Source organism: Niallia taxi (genome assembly GCF_004005475.1).
Classification (GTDB): Bacteria; Bacillota; Bacilli; order Bacillales; family Cytobacillaceae; genus Niallia; species Niallia taxi.
Window position 1 is genome coordinate 570,805 of the sequence record NZ_RZTZ01000002.1, and the last position, 18,567, is coordinate 589,371.

Below are 18,567 nucleotides of genomic sequence, written 5' to 3' on the forward strand. Positions count from 1 at the left end.
AACCAAAAATCTCCTATGCTATAAATAGGAGATTTTTTTATTAAAAGCATACTACATAAAAGTATGATAAATATGTGTATATAAGCTGTAAAGAATGTAAGGAGAGGTTAACATGAAAGAAGAACAAGCGATTATTATCGGTGCAGGACCTTGTGGATTGGCTGCTGCAATCGCTTTAGAGCAAGTAAACATCAAACCCCTTATCATCGAGAAGGGGAATGTAGTTAATGCAATCCATGGGTATCCAACACACCAGACTTTTTTCAGCACAAGCGAGAAGCTTGAAATCGGCGGAATTGCTTTTCTGACAGAACAGTATAAACCAAATCGTAACCAAGCACTTGTTTACTATAGGGAAGTAGCGAAACGAAAAGATTTGCGGATAAATGCCTATGAAGAAGTAATCAATGTAAAGAAGGAAGCCGATTACTTTACAATAAAAACCTCAAAGGATGAATACCGCGCAAATTATGTAATCGTTGCGACAGGTTATTATGATCATCCTAATTATATGAATGTCCCTGGTGAAGATTTGCCAAAGGTCAGCCATTATTTTAAGGAAGCACACCCATATTTTAATCATGATGTCACTGTTATTGGTGGAAAAAACTCAAGTGTTGATGCTGCGATTGAATTAGTGAAGGCGGGAGCGAGGGTAACGGTTTTGTATCGCGGCACAGAATACTCAAGCAGTATTAAGCCATGGATTCTGCCGGAGTTTGAAGCGCTTGTAAGAAATGATGTCATTAAAATGGAGTTTGCTGCAGAGGTCGTGGAAATTAAAGAAAAAACTTTAGTATATACGAAGCATGGGGACACTGTTGAAATTGCCAATGATTTTGTTTTTGCCATGACTGGGTATCACCCGGATCATCAATTTATTAAGCTCATGGGTGTTGAAATGGAGACAGAAACGGGCAGACCAGTTTTTAATCCAGAAACAATGGAAACGAATGTTGAGGGGATTTTTATTGCTGGAGTAATTGCAGCAGGCAATAATGCAAATGAAATATTCATCGAAAACGGCAAGTTCCACGGAGATCAAATAGCCAAAGCGATAGCGAACAGAGCATAACCGCCTATTGCTAACAAGGGAGAGGAAAAGAGCGAATGTTAGCCATACTATCCGCTGGTATAGCGCCAGGGCTGGCACTTTTAAGTTATTTTTATTTAAAGGATCAATATGAATCAGAACCAATCGGATTAGTTTTAAGGGCATTTATAACAGGGGCGTTGCTGGTTTTTCCGATAATGTTTATCCAATACGTTCTTCGGGTCGAGGAAGCTGTGCCTTCCCATTTGTTAAACTCCTTTATCACAACAAGTTTGTTAGAGGAATTTTTCAAATGGTTTATCTTGTTTTTTACAGCCTATCAGCATATAGAATTTGATGAGCCATATGACGGTATTATTTATGGTGTATCTATCTCGTTAGGCTTTGCGACAGTCGAAAATATTCTTTACCTTGTAGCTAATGGTGTGGAATATGCTTTAGGAAGAGCATTGCTTCCTGTATCAAGTCATGCTCTTTTCGGTGTTATCATGGGGTATTATATTGGAAAAGGGAAATTTACGATGCCAAAAGGCAAGTGGATTTTCTTTTCGTTGGTCATTCCCTTTATTCTCCATGGTATTTATGATTATATCCTAACAATGCAAAAGAACTGGCTTTTGTTCATCACTCCATTCATGCTGTTCCTATGGTGGCTTGGCTTACGAAAAGTTAAAATCGCTAGAGAACTGAGCAGAGAACATGTGAACAAATATATGAATGCAAATTATAAAATTTAAGAACCAGCACAATTGTGTATGGAGAAAATATAGGTAAAAAAGAAAATGAATTCTGTTCATTTTCTTTTTTTTTGCATAAAAAACCAATCGCTACAAAAAATAGAGTCAATGACAAATAGTATTTACATCTGGGGGTAAACACGCATGAATAAAAAGTTCTTAACGAAAATTTCTGCCGTAATTTCCGCCTGTATCATTCTAGCACCATTAGCGGATGTGGAGCATAAAGCGGAAGCATTCACAAATCAAGTGGTTCAGCAAGGTGCTGTTGGAGATGATGTCATCGAATTGCAAGCAAGGCTCCAATATATAGGATTTTATAATGGCAAAATTGATGGAGTCTTCGGCTGGAAAACATATTGGGCATTAAGAAATTTCCAATATGAATTTGGGTTGCCGATTGACGGAATGGCAGGCTGGCAAACGAAACTAAAACTGGCAAAAGCATCAAAGTATAATGAACAATTTGTGAAAGAGCAAATTAACAGCGGGAAGAAGTTCAGCCATTATGGCGGAGTGGACTTGAACAAACAAAAAACACCTTCTGCTAATAAAAATACGAATAATAAGGCTGCCGGCAATGCAAATAAAGGAAATACGGCACCTAGTAAAAATTCTAACGCTAACACAAACAAGGCTCCGAGCAGCAGCAATCAAAAATCCGCAAATCAGTCAAAAACGAACAATGCTGGAGCAAATAAAGCAAACAATAATAATAATACAACAACAAAAAACACAACTAATAATAATGCAAACTCAACTCCAACGAAATCTGCCCAAAATAATGGCGGCGAAGTTGTGAAGAAGCAAACACCGACAGCGGCGAATGTACCTAACGGATTCTCTCAAAATGATATTCAGCTGATGGCAAATGCCGTTTACGGTGAATCAAGAGGTGAACCTTATATTGGTCAAGTAGCAGTAGCTTCCGTTATTTTAAACCGTGTAAGCAGTGCTTCCTTCCCAAATACAGTGTCAGGGGTTATTTTTGAACCGAGGGCATTTACAGCAGTTGCTGATGGACAAATTTGGCTGACACCAAATGAAACGGCAAAAAAAGCAGTGCTTGACGCAATCAATGGATGGGACCCTACAGGAAATGCTATTTACTATTTTAATCCAGATACAGCAACAAGTGGCTGGATTTGGTCAAGGCCGCAAATCAAGCAAATAGGCAAGCACATATTCTGTAAATAAAAGGGGTGAACGTTAAATGCTTAGAGGGATTATGATAGGCGTATTGACAATTGGGGTTGCTGGTGCAGCTTTTTGGGGCTATCAAGAGCATAAAGAAAAAAACGCAGTTTTAATGAATGCGGAAAACAGTTATCAACGAGCTTTTCATGATTTATCATATCAAATAGACCTTTTGCATGACCAAATTGGCACAACACTTGCCATGAATTCACAGGAATCACTTTCACCAGCATTAGCAGAGGTGTGGAGAATCACGTCAAACGCTCATAGTGATGTTGGCCAGCTTCCGCTCACATTATTGCCATTTAACAAAACAGAGGAATTTTTGGCGAATATTGGAGACTTCAGCTACCGTACTGCCGTAAGAAATCTTGATGATGATCCACTGACAGATAAGGAATACAAATCATTGAAAAAGCTATATGGTGATGCAAAAGATATTCAAGATGAATTGCGCAACGTGCAGCATTTAGTACTTGAAAACAATCTGCGCTGGATGGATGTAGAAATGGCCTTGGCCACAAATAAGCAAGGTGATAATACTATTATTGACGGATTAAAAACAGTGGAAGAAAAAGTCGATGGTTATCAGGAAACTAGCTTTGGCGTAACAAATGTTAATATGGAGAAAAAGGACGAAAACTTCAGTAATTTGGAAGGAAAGACGATAACGAAAAAGGAAGCACAGAAAATTGCGGAGAATTATGCAGATTTTAAAGGCGACTTGGAAGTGAACATCACTGAAAATGGAGAAGGTGCAGGGTACGGCTTCTACAGTGTTGCACTAAAAGAAAAAGACTCAGGAGTAGAAGCGAATATGGATATAACGAAAAAGGGTGGTTACCCTATTTGGTCCATCGTTTCTCGAGAAGTGAATAAACAAAAAATTAGCTTAAATGATGCCGGCAACAAAGCCGTTGATTTTTTGAAAAAGCATGATTTTAAAGATTTGGCATTGTTTGAAAGTATGCAATATGATAACATCGGTGTCTTTACCTTCGTAACAGAGGAAAATGGCGTGAAAATTTATCCTGACAGCATTAAGATAAAGGTCGCGCTTGATAACGGTAATATTGTAGGCTTTGCTGCAGAAGATTACTTAAAACAGCATAAGAAACGGGATATTCCAGATCCTGTTATTTCAAAAGCTGAGGCACAAGATAAAATCAGTAAAAACGTAAAAATAATGCAGGATGGGTTAGCAGTCATACTTAATGATTTGAATCAAGAAGTGCTTTGCTATGAATTTATCGGGACATTGGATGATGATACGTATCGCATTTATATTAATGCAGAAACAGGCACAGAAGAAAAAGTGGAAAAACTCAAAAATGCTGAACCATTATATGATGAAGTTGTTTAATCAAGAAAGCAGTAGGAAAGTACTATTTCCTGCTGCCTTTTTTGCTGTTATTTTGAAGGTGACTATTGATATCCAGCAATTTTCTGCGATAATATAGGTAAAAAGAATTACTATTAAATTGCACAAGAAGGCGTGGTACAGTGATAAACATTGGAGATACTTTAATTTTAGAACCAGCTCATAGTGAAACTCCAGAACAATATAAATGCCGTTTAGTTGAAATGAACGATAACGAAATTTTTATAGATTATCCTATTAATTCCAAAACAAAAAAAGCCGTATTCCTGCTTAATGGCACACAACTGAAGGTCAGCTTCGTGACAAGCCATGGGACAGTTTATATGTTCGATTCCGAAATAATAGGGCGCCAAAAGCAAGGGAATATTCCGATGTTACTTCTGCATTATCCACCGAAAGACCAGTGGATTAAGATCCAAAGGAGAGAGTATGTAAGGGTGGAAACGAGTGTGGATGTTGCGATTACTTCCATTGATAATGAACTAAAACCGTTTGCTACCATTACAACAGACATAAGTGCAGGTGGTGCTGCAATTCTTGTTCCAAAGAATTCAAATATGAAGCCAGAAACAATTGTTGAGCCGTACTTTGTTCTACCGATGCAAAATGGCGAATATTACTATCCGAAAGTAAAAGCACATGTTAAAAGTATTTTTCATCATAATGAAACACACAACAAAGCACCGCTTGAGTTTCTTGAAGTAAGTCCTGCTGATAGACAGCTATTCTTGCGTTTTTGCTTTGATCGTCAACTCTCATTCCGTAAGAAAGGCTTGGAACTCTGAATAAACTGTTCCTCATATTCCGATACTAATATTAAGTAAAATAAGCAAATACAAGTGGAGGTATCGGAATATGAAGCGCCTTGAACGGTTATTGATTAAGCTAATTGCCATTCAATTGTTTTTTTTGCTAGCTGGACAAGTACTTATATCTGCAAACATACTACCAGGATTGCAAACTCTTGCCCAATATGAAGGGGTAACGGAGTCGAATTATACCTCTATACTGGAAACAATTGGACTTAATCAGAAATAATGCAGGAAAAACCTTTCGATCTGGGATTTGAAAGGTTTTTTTAAATCATATGAATCCACAAAAAAATAGTATGGATTTTAATAGGTTTAATCAACAAATAAAAACATAAAATATGATAAAATAAACTTGCGAATAATAATTTGTTCTAAGTAAATTCAATAATTAACGTTGAATACGAAGAATGGATAAGGTTTCTAGGAGGAAATATGGATAAGAAAATCAGCATTGCAATAGATGGACCGGCAGCAGCCGGAAAAAGCACTGTAGCGAAAATTGTGGCAGAACAGCTCGGTTATATATATATCGATACTGGGGCGATGTACAGAGCACTAACCCTTAAGGCTATAAACAATGAAATAAGCTTAGAGGATGAGGCAGCATTAGTAGACATGCTTTCAAGTACAACAATTGAGCTGTTTCCCGGCGAAAAAGGGCAAAAAATCTTCTTGGACAGTGTGGATGTCACAGAAGATATTCGCAGAAGCAATGTAACTAACTCGGTGTCTATTGCTGCTAAGCATAAAGAAGTGCGGGAAGAAATGGTTCGCAGACAACAGGGGTTTGCAACTGGCGGCGGCGTGGTAATGGATGGTAGAGACATTGGAACACATGTTATCCCTACAGCAGAAGTGAAGGTATTTTTGCTTGCTTCTGTCGAGGAAAGAGCAGTTAGACGCCACAATGAGAATTTGAATAAAGGCTTTGAATCAGATTTAGAGCAATTGAAATCAGAAATAGCTGCAAGAGATAAGCTGGATTCTGAACGTGAAGTTGCTCCGCTTAAAAAAGCAGATGATGCCATTGAAATTGACACTACTTCTTTGTCCATTGAGGATGTTGTAGGTGAAATTATGGGATTAACAGAGGACAAAATTACTAACTGATGTCCTCTGATTAGCTGATAATGCACGCTAGTGTTTCTTACTTGACAAATAATCGCATTTATAAGAAGTTAGATAGAAGAAATAAATTTTTATTATTCTATTAATTTTTTATGAAAGCTATATGGGATAAGCAACCTGCTGCATAAAATTCCAATAGAAAAGTTGAAGGAGGAGTACATATGTCTGAAGAATTAAATGATATTGTCGTTCATAATTACACAGTTGGAGACCGAGTTTCCGGTAAGGTAACAAAAGTCGAAGAGAAGCAAGTTATTGTCGCGATTACTGACAGCAAACTGGATGGAATTATTCCAATCAGCGAATTATCAAGCCTTCATATTGAAAAGGCTGAAGATGTTGTATCAGAAGGTGAAGAGCTTGACCTTCAAGTAATTAAAGTAGAAGAGGATGCTCTTGTTCTGTCAAAAAGAAAAGTTGATGCAGAAAAAGCTTGGGAAAGCTTAGAAGAGAGATTTAATTCTGGCGAAATCTTTGATGCAGAAGTGAAAGATGTCGTTAAGGGCGGTCTTGTTGTTGATTTAGGCGTACGCGGTTTTGTCCCTGCTTCCCTTGTGGAAGCTCATTATGTGGAAGACTTTTCTGACTACAAAGGCAAAACCATCTCCTTTAAAATTGTCGAATTGGAAAAGGATAAAAATCGTTTGATTCTTTCTCATAAGGCTGTAGTTGAAGAGCAAAAGAGCAAACAAAAACAAAATGTGCTTGAATCATTGCAGGAAGGGCAAACACTTCAAGGTGTTGTTCAAAGAATAACTGATTTTGGTGCGTTTGTTGATTTAGGCGGAATTGACGGGTTGGTTCACATCTCTCAACTGTCACATGAGCATATCACAAAACCTTCTGATGTTGTTCAGGAAGGTCAAGAAGTGAATGTGAAAATCCTGAGCGTTGACCGCAATAATGATCGCATTTCCTTGTCTATTAAGGATACTTTGCCAGGACCGTGGGCAAATATTGCTGAAAAAGCGGAAAAAGGCAGTATTTTAGAAGGAACAGTTAAACGCATTGTGTCATATGGTGCATTTGTTGAAGTATTCCCAGGTGTTGAAGGACTTGTCCATATTTCACAAATTGCTCATAAACACATCGGTACACCGCATGAAGTTCTTAAAGAAGGTCAAACTGTTCAAGTGAAAGTACTCGATGTAAATGAAGAGGAGCAACGTCTTTCATTAAACATCAAAGACTTGACTGAAAAAGAGCAGGAAGAAGATGAAGTATATGAGCTTCCAGAAGAATCAAAAGGCTTCCAGCTGGGAGATATGATTGGGGAGCAATTGAAAAAATTAAAGCAACAATAATAGTATAGAGCTGTCTTGAAAAGAGCAGTTCCTTCTCCGTTATGAGAAGGGACCGCTCTTTTTTTATGAGAACTTATTCACTGTATTTATTATCATTTAATGCGCGGCCTTCCGCAGGGCTTTGCAATCTTGTCGCCCCATTATAATGGATGGCCTGATCTCTGTCAGATTCTACACGATGACTTTTTTTCAATTTTTTTTCTTGTCGATCTTTACCCACTTAAACACACCCCCTAACAATAGAATGATAAATAATACCGCACTTTATTCAGATAATTTCCTTGAGATTTTGCTTGCCTGCTTTTTTCTTAGTTTAAAGTACATATTAAATTGACATAATGGAAAAAGTAGGAGTGTGAACAGATGATGGAAGGTAATTTGTTTTATTGGTTCGCGTGGATGCTTTGGATAATGTCGACCTTTTTGATGGACAAGGATAATCGAAATAGGCTATTTTACGCATCCATATTATTAATTGCAATGATTTTATTTCCTTATCATTTTTTTATAGGCGGTGTGGAAGTATCCGTCTTGTTGATAATCCAATTAGTAGCAGCATTTATATTTGCCTCAAGACTGAAGCTATCTCTGCAGCTCTTTTCCGTGTTAACTTCGTTTATGACAATGCTTGCATATGTTTCTTTCCAGCTATTGAGCATTCTTGATCCAGTGTGGCTGATTGCTGACAAAGGTTTGCTGCTAGCTGCAACGCTTGTCCTATTAGCCCTTTTATTACATAAGTCTGTATTTTGCCAAGTCATAATGATTGTATTAGGAAGTTCATTTGGTGAAGTAGTGTATGGCAGCTTGCTGCATTATTATCGTATGGATGTTGGAATTGGGTCACCTGCCTATTTTGACAGTCTGCTTACAGGGATTAGCAGTTTGGCAGTACTTCACATGACGAAAGTCTTTCTTGCAAGATGGGAACAGCATATTTACTTACTTGAAAAGGAGAAGCAAAAACTATGATGAATACATTTACATATCCAATCATGTTTGGACTTGTGATCGGCACTGCCCTCCGTATGTTTATGCTTCGTACAGATTACCGACAGTATCCAACGTATTTACATGGGAAGATTATACATATTGCCCTAGGGTTTATTGCGGCTGGTCTAGGTACAGTCGCCATCCCCTCGATATTAGACAAGGATTTCACCGCAGTGACCTTTTTAACTGTTGCAGCCTCACAATTTCGCGATGTTCGCAATATGGAGCGGAACACACTAACAGAGCTAGATAGCTATGAAATGGTGCCTCGGGGAAAGACATATATTGAAGGAATTGCGATTGCCTTTGAAAGCAGAAACTATCTTGTAATGTTTGCAAGCTTACTTTGCACCTTTGGATATATAACCTTTCACATCTGGGGAGGCTTAGTCGCTGCCATTATCTCCTTTTTTATTAGCCGGAAGCTGATGTCAGGTGGAAAGCTTCGTGACATTGTAACAATTGATTATGTGGAGCCGAGATTCGATGGACCGGGCCTTTATGTTGATAATATTTATATCATGAATATCGGGATACCGGCACGGCAGGAGGAAGTATTGAAATATGGTATGGGCTTTATCCTGACACCAAAGAATTTCAATGCGCGAACAACCATTGCTAATCTCGGCCAAAGACAGGCAATTTTGTATGATGTTTCAACAGCTTTAGGAGTATACAGGGATTCAGGAACACCTGCATTGGTCCCCTTGGCGAAAAGAGACTTAGAGGATGGAAGGGTTGCTGTGTTTATTTTGCCGCAAAACAACGAAAAGCAAAAAGCGCTTGAAATAATTGGCGCTGTCCCAACCCTTGAAAATGCCATCCGTATGCCGAGCAAAAGGCTGCGACGGGAGGAAGAAGCACGGTGACAATTGAAAAGTATATATTAGCAGCTATTACAACAAAACCGGACAAAGTAGCCCCAGGAACAGGCGTCTTTTATTGCAGTGATGTTAATGAAATGGAAGCAGTTGCAACAAACCTGGAGGCGATTCTTGACGGAATAGCCCATAAAATTAGTGAGGACGTATTTATTATCGTCAAGCATTGACTTATCAGGGTATTAGCAAAACTATGTATAGGCCATCTCCCCCTACAATAAACAAATTTCTAGCTCTTGCCTGTACAAGGCCACTCTGTTAAGATATATTAGTTAGGGGACTGCCTCAAAAAATAGGTAATCCCCTAATTGTTTTTAGTTAGTATTAAAAAGGTGGCATTTAAACAATCTTTATTTCCTTATGATAGACAAAAACACATGGCAGTAAATTAGCAGCTTGGAATAACAAATATACATAGTATTTTGTGAACATAAAGCAAAAAGACTATTTGAAGTATGGAAGGGTGTAAGTAAGAATGGCGAAACCTGTAATAGCAATAGTAGGAAGGCCTAACGTAGGTAAGTCTACTATTTTCAATAGAATTGTTGGAGAAAGAATCTCCATTGTAGAAGATATTCCTGGAGTAACAAGAGATAGAATATACAGCTCAGCAGACTGGCTGAATCATGATTTCAATCTAATCGATACTGGCGGAATCGACATTGGTGATGAGCCGTTTCTTGATCAAATTAGAGCACAGGCAGAGATTGCGATTGACGAGGCAGATGTTATCATTTTCATCACAAATGGCCGTGAGGGAGTAACAGCCGCTGATGAAGAGGTTGCAAAAATCCTGTATCGTGCAAAGAAACCTGTTGTTCTTGCGGTTAATAAAATTGATAATCCAGAGATGCGTGAGCAAATTTATGATTTCTACTCATTAGGATTTGGCGAGCCAATGCCAATTTCAGGATCACATGGCTTAGGTCTTGGGGACCTTCTGGATGAAGCAGCTAATCATTTCCCGAAAGGAAATGGACAAGAATATGATGATGATGTTATTAAGTTCTCCCTTATCGGACGCCCGAACGTTGGGAAATCCTCACTAGTAAACGCCATGCTTGGAGAAGACAGGGTAATTGTCAGCAATATTGCTGGTACAACAAGGGATGCGATTGACTCTCAAGTAACTGTAAACGGTGAAAAGTACGTAATCATTGATACTGCTGGTATGAGAAAAAAAGGGAAAGTGTATGAAAGCACAGAGAAATACAGTGTGCTGCGTGCATTAAGAGCGATTGAAAGATCAGACGTTGTTTTAGTTGTTATTGATGGAGAAGAAGGCATTATCGAGCAAGACAAAAAAATCGCAGGCTACGCTCATGAAGCTGGCAGAGCTGTCATCATTGTCGTAAATAAATGGGATGCTGTCGAAAAAGACGAAAAGACAATGAAAACATTTGAACAAAATATTAGAGAACATTTCCTATTCTTGGATTATGCACCGATTGTGTTCTTGTCTGCTAAGACGAAAAAACGTATTCATACATTAATTCCGATGATTAATGTTGCGAGTCAAAACCATACATTAAGGGTAGAGACAAGTGTATTAAATGATGTAGTTATGGATGCCGTTGCGATGAATCCAACACCAACTGATAAAGGAAAACGTTTGAAAATATACTACACGACTCAAGTTGCAGTCGGACCGCCAACATTTGTTGTGTTTGTTAATGATCCTGAGCTAATGCATTTCTCTTATGAGCGTTTCTTACAGAACCGTATACGAGATGCTTTCGGCTTTGAAGGAACACCAATAAGAATTTTTGCGCGTGAAAGAAAATAATAGAGGTGGATCTAATGGGTAATCAAACAAAAGTCGCAATGATCGGAGCTGGAAGCTGGGGAACAGCACTTGCACTTGTACTTGCTGACAATGGACACACTGTGCATCTTTGGGGAAAAAACGAGCAGGATATTGAAGAAATAAATAAAAATCATATTAACAAAAGATATCTTCCGGAAATTAAGCTTTCAGAAAACATTATTGGATTTACTTCCATGCAAGAAGCATTGCAGGATGTCCATTTTATCGTCATGTCTGTGCCGACAAAAGCGATGCGTGAAGTGATGCAGCAAATGATTCCTTATTTGGATGAGCCGAAAACATTTATTCATGTTAGTAAAGGCATCGAGCCAGGCACGCTTCTTCGTATATCTGAAATTATGGAAGAAGAAATACCGGAGCAACTATTGAAAAGTATTGTCGTGTTGTCAGGACCAAGCCATGCAGAAGAAGTGAGCTTGCGCCATTTGACAACAGTTACCGTATCTTCAAAAAATATGGAAGAAGCAGAAAAGGTTCAAGATTTATTCATTAATTCTAAATTCAGAGTTTACACAAATCCAGATATAGTCGGAGTTGAGATTGGCGGAGCGTTGAAAAATATCATCGCTGTTTGTGCTGGTATAACAGATGGATTAGGGTTTGGAGATAATGCAAAAGCGGCACTTATCACAAGAGGGCTTGCTGAAATGGCAAGATTAGGAACGAAAATGGGTGCTAATCCATTGACGTTCTCAGGCTTAACTGGGATTGGTGATTTAATCGTGACATGTACAAGCGTCCATTCACGCAACTGGAGAGCCGGAAATCTGCTCGGAAAAGGCTGCCCGCTAGAAGAGGTCCTTGAGAACATGGGGATGGTCGTAGAAGGCATCAGAACGACGAAAGCAGGACATCAGCTTTCTGTAAAATACGGAATTGAGATGCCGATAACAAATGCCTTATACGATGTGCTGTTTAACGGGAAGAATGCAAGGGATGTCGTTGAAGGATTAATGACAAGAGACAAAACGCATGAGATGGAAGATCTTGTGAATATTCTTGCTTCCCAGTATACGGAATAATCATCACATTCCTAACTTTTTTGTTTCTGTTTTTTAGAAAATGTTCCATTACTTTAGGCATTTTCATGATACGAAATATATATTTATGCATACAATGCCTTGAAGCAACCTGGTGGAATGAACAGGTGATGGGCAATATAGTCATTAAATCAAAGTAAAGGTTCCCCTGCTTTTACTTTGATTTTTTTTGAGAAGAAAAATTGGCTATTTAACTGGTGTATACAAGCGAAATAAAATAATATTTTCAAAAATTGTCATAACCCTTTTTTTTCATGTGTATACATGATTTAGAAGGGTTATTTTTTTTGGCGTGAATAAAACCCTAAAAGAAAACATCACTCGTAGCATTTCTTTTAAGGTTTGCGATAAAGTCCGCTATTTTCCTGTGTTTGTGCTAGTTATGAGAATGGTTTAAAAGAAATTAGAGCTGTTGATTTACATTGCCTAGCAAAAAAAAAGGGGGAATTTTTAAAAGTAGTCATAATGAGATAGGACAACATCATAAATATATAATGTCTAAATGTATTATATGGATTTTTGTTAATCTCTACACTAGGGAGAGTTCAGGAGGGGATCATTTGGAAAAGGTTAATATTTTTAAGGATATTGCCGAGAGAACTGGCGGTGATATTTACTTAGGTGTAGTAGGTGCTGTTCGTACAGGCAAGTCTACTTTCATAAAGAAATTTATGGAATTGGTCGTGATTCCTAATATGGATAATGAAGGAGATCGTGCAAGGACGAAGGATGAGTTACCTCAGAGCGCTGCAGGCAAAACAATCATGACGACTGAGCCAAAATTTGTTCCAAACCAAGCAGCATCCGTTACTGTAGACGAAGGATTGGATGTAAATATCCGATTGGTTGATTGTGTCGGCTACACAGTTCCAGGTGCACAAGGGTATGAGGATGAAAATGGACCTCGAATGATTAATACTCCATGGTATGAAGAGCCGATTCCATTTCATGAGGCGGCTGAAATTGGTACAAGAAAGGTTATTCAAGAGCACAGCACAATCGGTGTCGTCATTACAACAGATGGGACGATTGGGGATATACCAAGAAGTAATTACTTAGAGGCAGAAAATAGGGTTATCGAAGAGCTGAAAGAGGTTGGTAAGCCTTTTATTATGATTATCAATAGTGCTCAGCCTTTTCATCCTAACACAGAAAAACTTCGCAATGAGCTGTCTGAAAAATATGATATTCCAGTCATTGCAATGAGTGTTGAAAGCATGAGAGAGTCAGACGTTCTTAATGTAATGAGAGAAGCATTGTTTGAGTTTCCAGTATTGGAAGTTAACGTAAACTTGCCGAGCTGGGTTATGGTTCTCAGAGAAAATCACTGGCTTCGTGACAATTATCAAGAGGCAGTTAAGGAAACAGTTAAAGATATTAAGAGACTGCGAGATGTAGATCGTGTTGTACAGCAATTCAGTGATTTTGAATTTATTGATAAGGCTGGTCTTGCTGGAATTGAGATGGGGCAAGGTGTGGCGGAAATTGATTTGTTCGCACCAGATGAATTATATGATGAAATCCTCAAGGAAATCGTTGGGGTGGAAATCAGAGGGAAAGACCATTTGCTTGAGCTAATGCAGGATTTTGCTCACGCAAAAACGGAATATGATCAAATTTCTGATGCATTGAAAATGGTGAAGCAAACAGGCTACGGTATCGCCGCACCATCTCTTGTTGATATGAGCCTAGATGAGCCAGAAATCATTCGCCAAGGCTCTAGATTTGGTGTAAGACTTAAGGCTGTTGCTCCATCCATCCACATGATAAAAGTAGATGTAGAATCCGAATTTGCACCAATAATCGGTTCTGAAAAACAGAGTGAAGAACTTGTCAGATACTTGATGCAGGATTTTGAGGATGATCCACTATCAATTTGGAATTCAGATATTTTCGGCAGAAGTCTTAGCTCCATTGTAAGAGAAGGGATTCAGGCAAAGCTTTCTCTAATGCCAGAAAATGCTCGATACAAACTGAAAGAAACACTAGAGCGCATCATCAATGAAGGCTCCGGAGGACTTATTGCTATCATTTTGTAGGAAACTCTCTATTGGGAGTTTCTTTTTTTTTATTTTATAATAATCAGCTTTGAGATACATCTTGAATTACGCAGGGGGCCATTGTTTCTAGAGGTTTTGGCTGACTGTAAAATTGTGGTTTCCTTATTACACTTTTATATCAATTACTGAAAAGATTGCTATCATTATATAAAATTTCTTGATAAGCTCAAACGATTATGATAATCTTTTAAAGGAATCAGCGTCATTACAGCGATTAAAGCATTATGATGTTTCTTATTAATGCTTGTCATGTTAGAAGTAGCATCATTTTTAAACAATGGTGTGAACGAGGAGAAAATATTCTTAATGACGTATAAAATTCCGATAAATTGTTTACAAATAATGATATGAAACGATTTTTTAGGATTTATTTGAAACATTTGGGAGGAGGTGAAAGGCATGAACAAGACAGAATTGATTAACGCGGTTGCAGAAGCAAGCGAATTATCAAAAAAAGACGCTACTAAAGCAGTTGATGCTGTTTTTGATACAATCTTGAATGCTTTAAAAGATGGTGATAAAGTACAACTTATCGGTTTTGGTAACTTTGAGGTTCGTGAGCGTGCAGCACGTAAAGGACGTAACCCTCAAACTGGTGAAGAAATCGAAATTGCAGCAAGCAAAGTTCCTGCTTTTAAACCAGGTAAAGCACTTAAAGACGCAGTGAAGTAATCTACATACATTGCATATTATTTCTCTAAAAACCGCGAATTACTCGCGGTTTTTTTGCTTTTTTTTACAGAATGGCATAAGTAGCAGCTGGCTTTACTATAGGATTTACAGTTAAGCGCTGGATGTAAATGGATGATAAAAGAATTAGCAGCCATTCGTGGTGTTAGTTGTTTTTATATGCTAATATGGTTAAAGGAAATTGGATTGATAGCTTTAGGAGGAAAAAAAGAATGTCGAATGTTGATTTGGCCAAGATAGAAGATGCGGTAAAACAAATTTTGGAAGCGATAGGGGAAGATCCTGAAAGAGAAGGATTGCTGGATACCCCGAAAAGAGTTGCCAAAATGTATAGTGACATATTCTCGGGATTAAATGAGGATCCGAGAGAATATTTCCATACGATTTTCGGTGAAGAACATGAGGAGCTTGTGCTTGTAAAAGACATTCCGCTGTACAGCATGTGTGAACACCATCTCGTTCCGTTTTATGGAGTGGCTCATGTGGCATATATTCCTAGAAACGGCAAAGTAACGGGCTTGAGTAAATTAGCAAGAGCAGTCGAGGCTGTAGCAAAACGTCCACAGCTTCAAGAACGCATTACATCAACTGTGGCTGATGCCATTATAGAAATGCTTGACCCTCATGGCGTTATGGTTGTCATTGAAGCAGAGCATATGTGCATGACAATGCGAGGAGTAAACAAGCCTGGTGCGAAGACGGTTACTACCGCGGTGCGCGGAAGATACGCAGAAAATGCAGAAGCACGTGCAGAAGTGCTTGCATTAATAAAATAAGACACGACGTATAGGCCTTTTTAAGTGGTGTTGTCAGGTGTTTATGCTATAATAATCTAGACTTTATACAAATATAATGACGATTTTGTTAAAAAAGATACAAAGAGAAATTTTGGGGGAACAAGGGTGATATTATGATGTTATTTCAAGAAATGGTGGAAATGGTGCGGGAAGAGGTTTTGCAAAAGATTGCTCATCCTTATCTTTTTAAGCATATAGACAACCCGGTAATTGATGAAGACAAGCTTTTGTTAACCGTATTTCTGTTAAAGCAGGCTGACTTAAACGACAGTCAGGTCATCACTTATGCCACAACGAAGATGCTTATTCAAATTGCCCTTGATACCCATGAACTTGTAACAAATGACAGCGTTCATAAAGGAATAGAAAAGAACAGGCAGTTGACAATATTGGCAGGTGACTTTTACAGTGGCCAGTATTACAAGCTGCTGGCAGACCTGGAAGATTATGAAATGATAAAAGTATTCGCTGAAGCGATTAAAGAAGTGAATGAGAATAAAATGATCATTTATCAGCAGGCGTTTGCTGGACTGTCTGAAATGAGAGAGGCAATTGTAGCAGTGGAATTTTCCATCCTGGAAAAATTGATCGACCGTTTCCGCTTGGATAATTGGAAAAACTTTGCGATGTCCTTTCTATTTCTAAACAGAATGCTGCAAGACAGGAATACATATAATTTGACTGGTAATTCATTTTTATTCAACAGGCTGACTAAGCATAGTGAAGAGCTCGCCCGTCTCGCAGAGGAAAATAAATATCTTTTGTTTGATCCGTTTATTCAAGAGGCAACTGACATGCTCACAGAAGCACTAACGAGCTCTAAAAATGTCGAGGACAGCATTACAGCAAGGACAACAGCAATATTGGATAAAATAAAACAACAAATGTATGTGGAAGAAGGGTAAGAGGCAATGCGGGAGCACCAATCAAAGGAAGAAAAAGTGCACCATGTATTCGAAAAAATATATGGCAATTATGACAAGATGAATACAGTGATAAGCTTTCAACAGCATAAAATTTGGCGCAAAGACACAATGAAAAAGATGAATGTCACAAAAGGTGCTAAAGCTTTGGATGTTTGCTGTGGTACTGCCGACTGGACAATCAGTCTTGCAGATGCTGTTGGGCCGACTGGTGAAGTCAAAGGGCTTGATTTCAGCGAGAATATGCTGAGCATTGGGAAAGAAAAAACCAAGGGCTACAGCAATATTGAGCTGATTCATGGGAATGCGATGGAACTTCCATTTCCAGATGACAGCTTTGATTTTGTGACAATCGGGTTTGGTTTGCGAAATGTGCCAGACTATTTGCAAGTTCTTAAGGAAATGAAAAGAGTAGTGAAACCAGGAGGCAAGGTTGTCTGTCTGGAAACATCGCAGCCTACAATGCCTGTTTTTAAGCAAGGCTATTACTTATATTTCCGCTTCATCATGCCGATGTTCGGAAAGCTTTTTGCCAAAAGCTTTAAGGAATACTCATGGCTTCAGGAATCGGCACGGGATTTTCCCGGCATGAAGGAACTTGCTTCTCTTTTTGAAAAGGCAGGCTTGTCAAATGTGACGTTTAAACCATACAGCGGTGGTGTAGCTGCTGTGCATATTGGCTTTAAAGAAAAATAATGTCTGTATCTATTTTTATGCAGCAGTTAAAGACGGGTGAAGTTTAGTGAAATTAAAAATGATGTATTCATTTTTGAATTCGGATTTGGAGATAATTGAAAAAACACTTGAAGAAACAGTGAACGCCAACACTTCCATTTTAAGAGATTCGTCACTACATCTTCTCAAGGCAGGCGGCAAGCGGATTAGACCAATTTTTGTCCTGCTTGCAGGCCAAATCGGCCAATATGATATCCATGTCATTAAAAAAGCAGCTGTTGCTCTAGAGCTCATTCACATGGCTTCCCTTGTGCATGACGATGTTATTGATGACTCAGACCTGCGCAGGGGCCAGCCGACGATTAAAGCAAAATGGGATAATAAAGTTGCCATGTATACAGGCGACTATATCTTTGCTAAATCACTTGAAATTATGAGTGAGCTAAAGAAGCCTGCTGCGCATAAGGTGCTGGCTGATACGATAGTGGAGGTTTGCATAGGAGAAATTCAGCAGATTAAGGACAAATATTACTTTGAACAGAATGTCAGAGATTATTTCCGCCGTATAAAAAGAAAAACGGCCCTCCTCATTTCAGCTAGTTCTTTAGTAGGTGCAATTGCTTCTGATGTGGAAGAAAAGCATCAGAAAAAACTACATAAGTTTGGATATTACGTTGGGATGTCCTATCAAATTATTGATGATATTCTAGATTTTGTTGGTACAGAAGAAGAGCTCGGAAAGCCTGCTGGCGGTGATTTACTGCAAGGCAATATCACATTGCCTGTTCTGTATGCAATGGAAGATGAAGGTATTCGTAAAAGGGTGTCCACCGTACACGAAGAGATGGATCGGGAAGAGCTTTTAGAAATTATTGAGCTGATTAAGAGTACAGATGCTATTGACCGTTCGATGAAAATAAGTAATGCTTACCTGCAAAAAGCATTGGATGCAATTGCAGACCTGCCAAAGGGAAGAAGTAAAACAGCACTTATTAATATTGCAAAATATTTAGGTAAAAGAAAGTTCTAAGTTAAGCTTTGCAAAGTACTTCTATGTATGATATCGT

20 protein-coding genes are annotated in these 18,567 nt (G+C 38.5%); 19 read left to right on the plus strand and 1 reads right to left on the minus strand.

Annotated features, from left to right (window positions below):
• Positions 1-112 precede the first annotated feature (112 nt).
• The 8 genes from EM808_RS07705 to rpsA all read left to right on the plus strand — a co-directional run bounded on the left by EM808_RS07705 (position 113) and on the right by rpsA (position 7,613).
• The gene (locus tag EM808_RS07705) at positions 113-1,075 is read left to right on the plus strand and encodes a YpdA family putative bacillithiol disulfide reductase (protein ID WP_127737596.1); all 963 of its coding nucleotides are present in this window, start codon (positions 113-115) and stop codon (positions 1,073-1,075) included.
• Between the two features lie 35 nt (positions 1,076-1,110).
• Positions 1,111-1,791, plus strand: coding sequence for a glutamic-type intramembrane protease PrsW (prsW, locus tag EM808_RS07710; protein ID WP_127737597.1), 681 nt, complete (start codon positions 1,111-1,113; stop codon positions 1,789-1,791).
• A gap of 144 nt (positions 1,792-1,935) precedes the next feature.
• Positions 1,936-2,988 carry a spore cortex-lytic enzyme gene (gene sleB / locus EM808_RS07715; protein WP_127737598.1) on the plus strand — a complete coding sequence of 351 codons (1,053 nt, stop codon included), beginning with the start codon at positions 1,936-1,938 and terminating at the stop codon, positions 2,986-2,988.
• 16 nt (positions 2,989-3,004) lie between these two features.
• On the plus strand, positions 3,005-4,351 hold the full coding sequence (gene ypeB, locus EM808_RS07720; RefSeq protein ID WP_127737599.1) for a germination protein YpeB: 1,347 nt from the start codon (positions 3,005-3,007) through the stop codon (positions 4,349-4,351).
• A gap of 140 nt (positions 4,352-4,491) precedes the next feature.
• Positions 4,492-5,154, plus strand: coding sequence for a flagellar brake protein (locus tag EM808_RS07725; RefSeq protein WP_127737600.1), 663 nt, complete (start codon positions 4,492-4,494; stop codon positions 5,152-5,154).
• A 70-nt stretch (positions 5,155-5,224) separates the two neighbouring features.
• Positions 5,225-5,407, plus strand: a complete 183-nt coding sequence (locus EM808_RS07730; RefSeq protein ID WP_127737601.1) for a DUF5359 family protein — start codon at positions 5,225-5,227, stop codon at positions 5,405-5,407.
• A gap of 206 nt (positions 5,408-5,613) precedes the next feature.
• A complete protein-coding gene (cmk, locus tag EM808_RS07735) occupies positions 5,614-6,291 on the plus strand; it encodes a (d)CMP kinase (RefSeq protein ID WP_127737602.1) in 678 nt (225 codons plus the stop codon).
• A 179-nt stretch (positions 6,292-6,470) separates the two neighbouring features.
• On the plus strand, positions 6,471-7,613 hold the full coding sequence (gene rpsA, locus EM808_RS07740; RefSeq protein ID WP_127737603.1) for a 30S ribosomal protein S1: 1,143 nt from the start codon (positions 6,471-6,473) through the stop codon (positions 7,611-7,613).
• Positions 7,614-7,686: 73 nt separating this feature from the next.
• Here the strand turns inward: rpsA and EM808_RS07745 are convergent, their stop codons facing one another.
• On the minus strand, positions 7,687-7,833 hold the full coding sequence (locus tag EM808_RS07745) for a YpzI family protein (RefSeq protein ID WP_127737604.1): 147 nt from the start codon (positions 7,831-7,833) through the stop codon (positions 7,687-7,689).
• Between the two features lie 143 nt (positions 7,834-7,976).
• Between EM808_RS07745 and EM808_RS07750 the strand changes: the two genes are divergently transcribed.
• The 11 genes from EM808_RS07750 to hepT all read left to right on the plus strand — a co-directional run bounded on the left by EM808_RS07750 (position 7,977) and on the right by hepT (position 18,530).
• On the plus strand, positions 7,977-8,585 hold the full coding sequence (locus tag EM808_RS07750) for a YphA family membrane protein (RefSeq protein ID WP_127737605.1): 609 nt from the start codon (positions 7,977-7,979) through the stop codon (positions 8,583-8,585).
• Positions 8,585-9,475 (plus strand): YIEGIA family protein, encoded by an 891-nt coding sequence (locus EM808_RS07755; RefSeq protein WP_127737921.1) that lies wholly within the window; start codon positions 8,585-8,587, stop codon positions 9,473-9,475. Before EM808_RS07750 ends, EM808_RS07755 begins: the two co-directional genes overlap by 1 nt.
• Positions 9,472-9,657 carry a capping complex subunit for YIEGIA gene (locus tag EM808_RS07760; protein WP_127737606.1) on the plus strand — a complete coding sequence of 62 codons (186 nt, stop codon included), beginning with the start codon at positions 9,472-9,474 and terminating at the stop codon, positions 9,655-9,657. Before EM808_RS07755 ends, EM808_RS07760 begins: the two co-directional genes overlap by 4 nt.
• Before the next feature lie 305 nt (positions 9,658-9,962).
• A complete protein-coding gene (der, locus tag EM808_RS07765) occupies positions 9,963-11,273 on the plus strand; it encodes a ribosome biogenesis GTPase Der (protein WP_127737607.1) in 1,311 nt (436 codons plus the stop codon).
• 14 nt (positions 11,274-11,287) lie between these two features.
• Positions 11,288-12,337 carry an NAD(P)H-dependent glycerol-3-phosphate dehydrogenase gene (locus tag EM808_RS07770; protein WP_127737608.1) on the plus strand — a complete coding sequence of 350 codons (1,050 nt, stop codon included), beginning with the start codon at positions 11,288-11,290 and terminating at the stop codon, positions 12,335-12,337.
• A gap of 578 nt (positions 12,338-12,915) precedes the next feature.
• Positions 12,916-14,394: a stage IV sporulation protein A gene (spoIVA, locus tag EM808_RS07775; RefSeq protein ID WP_127737609.1), complete on the plus strand. Its 1,479-nt coding sequence runs from the start codon at positions 12,916-12,918 to the stop codon at positions 14,392-14,394.
• A gap of 420 nt (positions 14,395-14,814) precedes the next feature.
• Positions 14,815-15,087: an HU family DNA-binding protein gene (locus tag EM808_RS07780; RefSeq protein ID WP_016203034.1), complete on the plus strand. Its 273-nt coding sequence runs from the start codon at positions 14,815-14,817 to the stop codon at positions 15,085-15,087.
• 230 nt (positions 15,088-15,317) lie between these two features.
• On the plus strand, positions 15,318-15,881 hold the full coding sequence (gene folE / locus EM808_RS07785; protein WP_127737610.1) for a GTP cyclohydrolase I FolE: 564 nt from the start codon (positions 15,318-15,320) through the stop codon (positions 15,879-15,881).
• 134 nt (positions 15,882-16,015) lie between these two features.
• Positions 16,016-16,807 carry a heptaprenyl diphosphate synthase component 1 gene (locus EM808_RS07790; RefSeq protein WP_127737611.1) on the plus strand — a complete coding sequence of 264 codons (792 nt, stop codon included), beginning with the start codon at positions 16,016-16,018 and terminating at the stop codon, positions 16,805-16,807.
• A 6-nt stretch (positions 16,808-16,813) separates the two neighbouring features.
• Complete coding sequence (locus EM808_RS07795; protein WP_127737612.1) at positions 16,814-17,521, plus strand: demethylmenaquinone methyltransferase; 708 nt, start codon at positions 16,814-16,816, stop codon at positions 17,519-17,521.
• Between the two features lie 46 nt (positions 17,522-17,567).
• Positions 17,568-18,530, plus strand: coding sequence for a heptaprenyl diphosphate synthase component II (gene hepT / locus EM808_RS07800; RefSeq protein ID WP_127737613.1), 963 nt, complete (start codon positions 17,568-17,570; stop codon positions 18,528-18,530).
• Positions 18,531-18,567 lie beyond the last annotated feature (37 nt).

What these genes read in the sequence shown, in the direction of transcription:
- EM808_RS07705 (WP_127737596.1), top strand. Translation starts at nt 113, where the DNA reads ATGAAAGAAGAACAAGCGATTATTATCGGTGCAGGACCTTGTGGATTG.
- prsW (WP_127737597.1), top strand. Translation starts at nt 1,111, where the DNA reads ATGTTAGCCATACTATCCGCTGGTATAGCGCCAGGGCTGGCACTTTTA.
- sleB (WP_127737598.1), top strand. Translation starts at nt 1,936, where the DNA reads ATGAATAAAAAGTTCTTAACGAAAATTTCTGCCGTAATTTCCGCCTGT.
- ypeB (WP_127737599.1), top strand. Translation starts at nt 3,005, where the DNA reads ATGCTTAGAGGGATTATGATAGGCGTATTGACAATTGGGGTTGCTGGT.
- EM808_RS07730 (WP_127737601.1), top strand. Translation starts at nt 5,225, where the DNA reads ATGAAGCGCCTTGAACGGTTATTGATTAAGCTAATTGCCATTCAATTG.
- cmk (WP_127737602.1), top strand. Translation starts at nt 5,614, where the DNA reads ATGGATAAGAAAATCAGCATTGCAATAGATGGACCGGCAGCAGCCGGA.
- rpsA (WP_127737603.1), top strand. Translation starts at nt 6,471, where the DNA reads ATGTCTGAAGAATTAAATGATATTGTCGTTCATAATTACACAGTTGGA.
- EM808_RS07750 (WP_127737605.1), top strand. Translation starts at nt 7,977, where the DNA reads ATGATGGAAGGTAATTTGTTTTATTGGTTCGCGTGGATGCTTTGGATA.
- EM808_RS07755 (WP_127737921.1), top strand. Translation starts at nt 8,585, where the DNA reads ATGAATACATTTACATATCCAATCATGTTTGGACTTGTGATCGGCACT.
- der (WP_127737607.1), top strand. Translation starts at nt 9,963, where the DNA reads ATGGCGAAACCTGTAATAGCAATAGTAGGAAGGCCTAACGTAGGTAAG.
- EM808_RS07770 (WP_127737608.1), top strand. Translation starts at nt 11,288, where the DNA reads ATGGGTAATCAAACAAAAGTCGCAATGATCGGAGCTGGAAGCTGGGGA.
- EM808_RS07780 (WP_016203034.1), top strand. Translation starts at nt 14,815, where the DNA reads ATGAACAAGACAGAATTGATTAACGCGGTTGCAGAAGCAAGCGAATTA.
- folE (WP_127737610.1), top strand. Translation starts at nt 15,318, where the DNA reads ATGTCGAATGTTGATTTGGCCAAGATAGAAGATGCGGTAAAACAAATT.
- EM808_RS07790 (WP_127737611.1), top strand. Translation starts at nt 16,016, where the DNA reads ATGATGTTATTTCAAGAAATGGTGGAAATGGTGCGGGAAGAGGTTTTG.
- EM808_RS07795 (WP_127737612.1), top strand. Translation starts at nt 16,814, where the DNA reads ATGCGGGAGCACCAATCAAAGGAAGAAAAAGTGCACCATGTATTCGAA.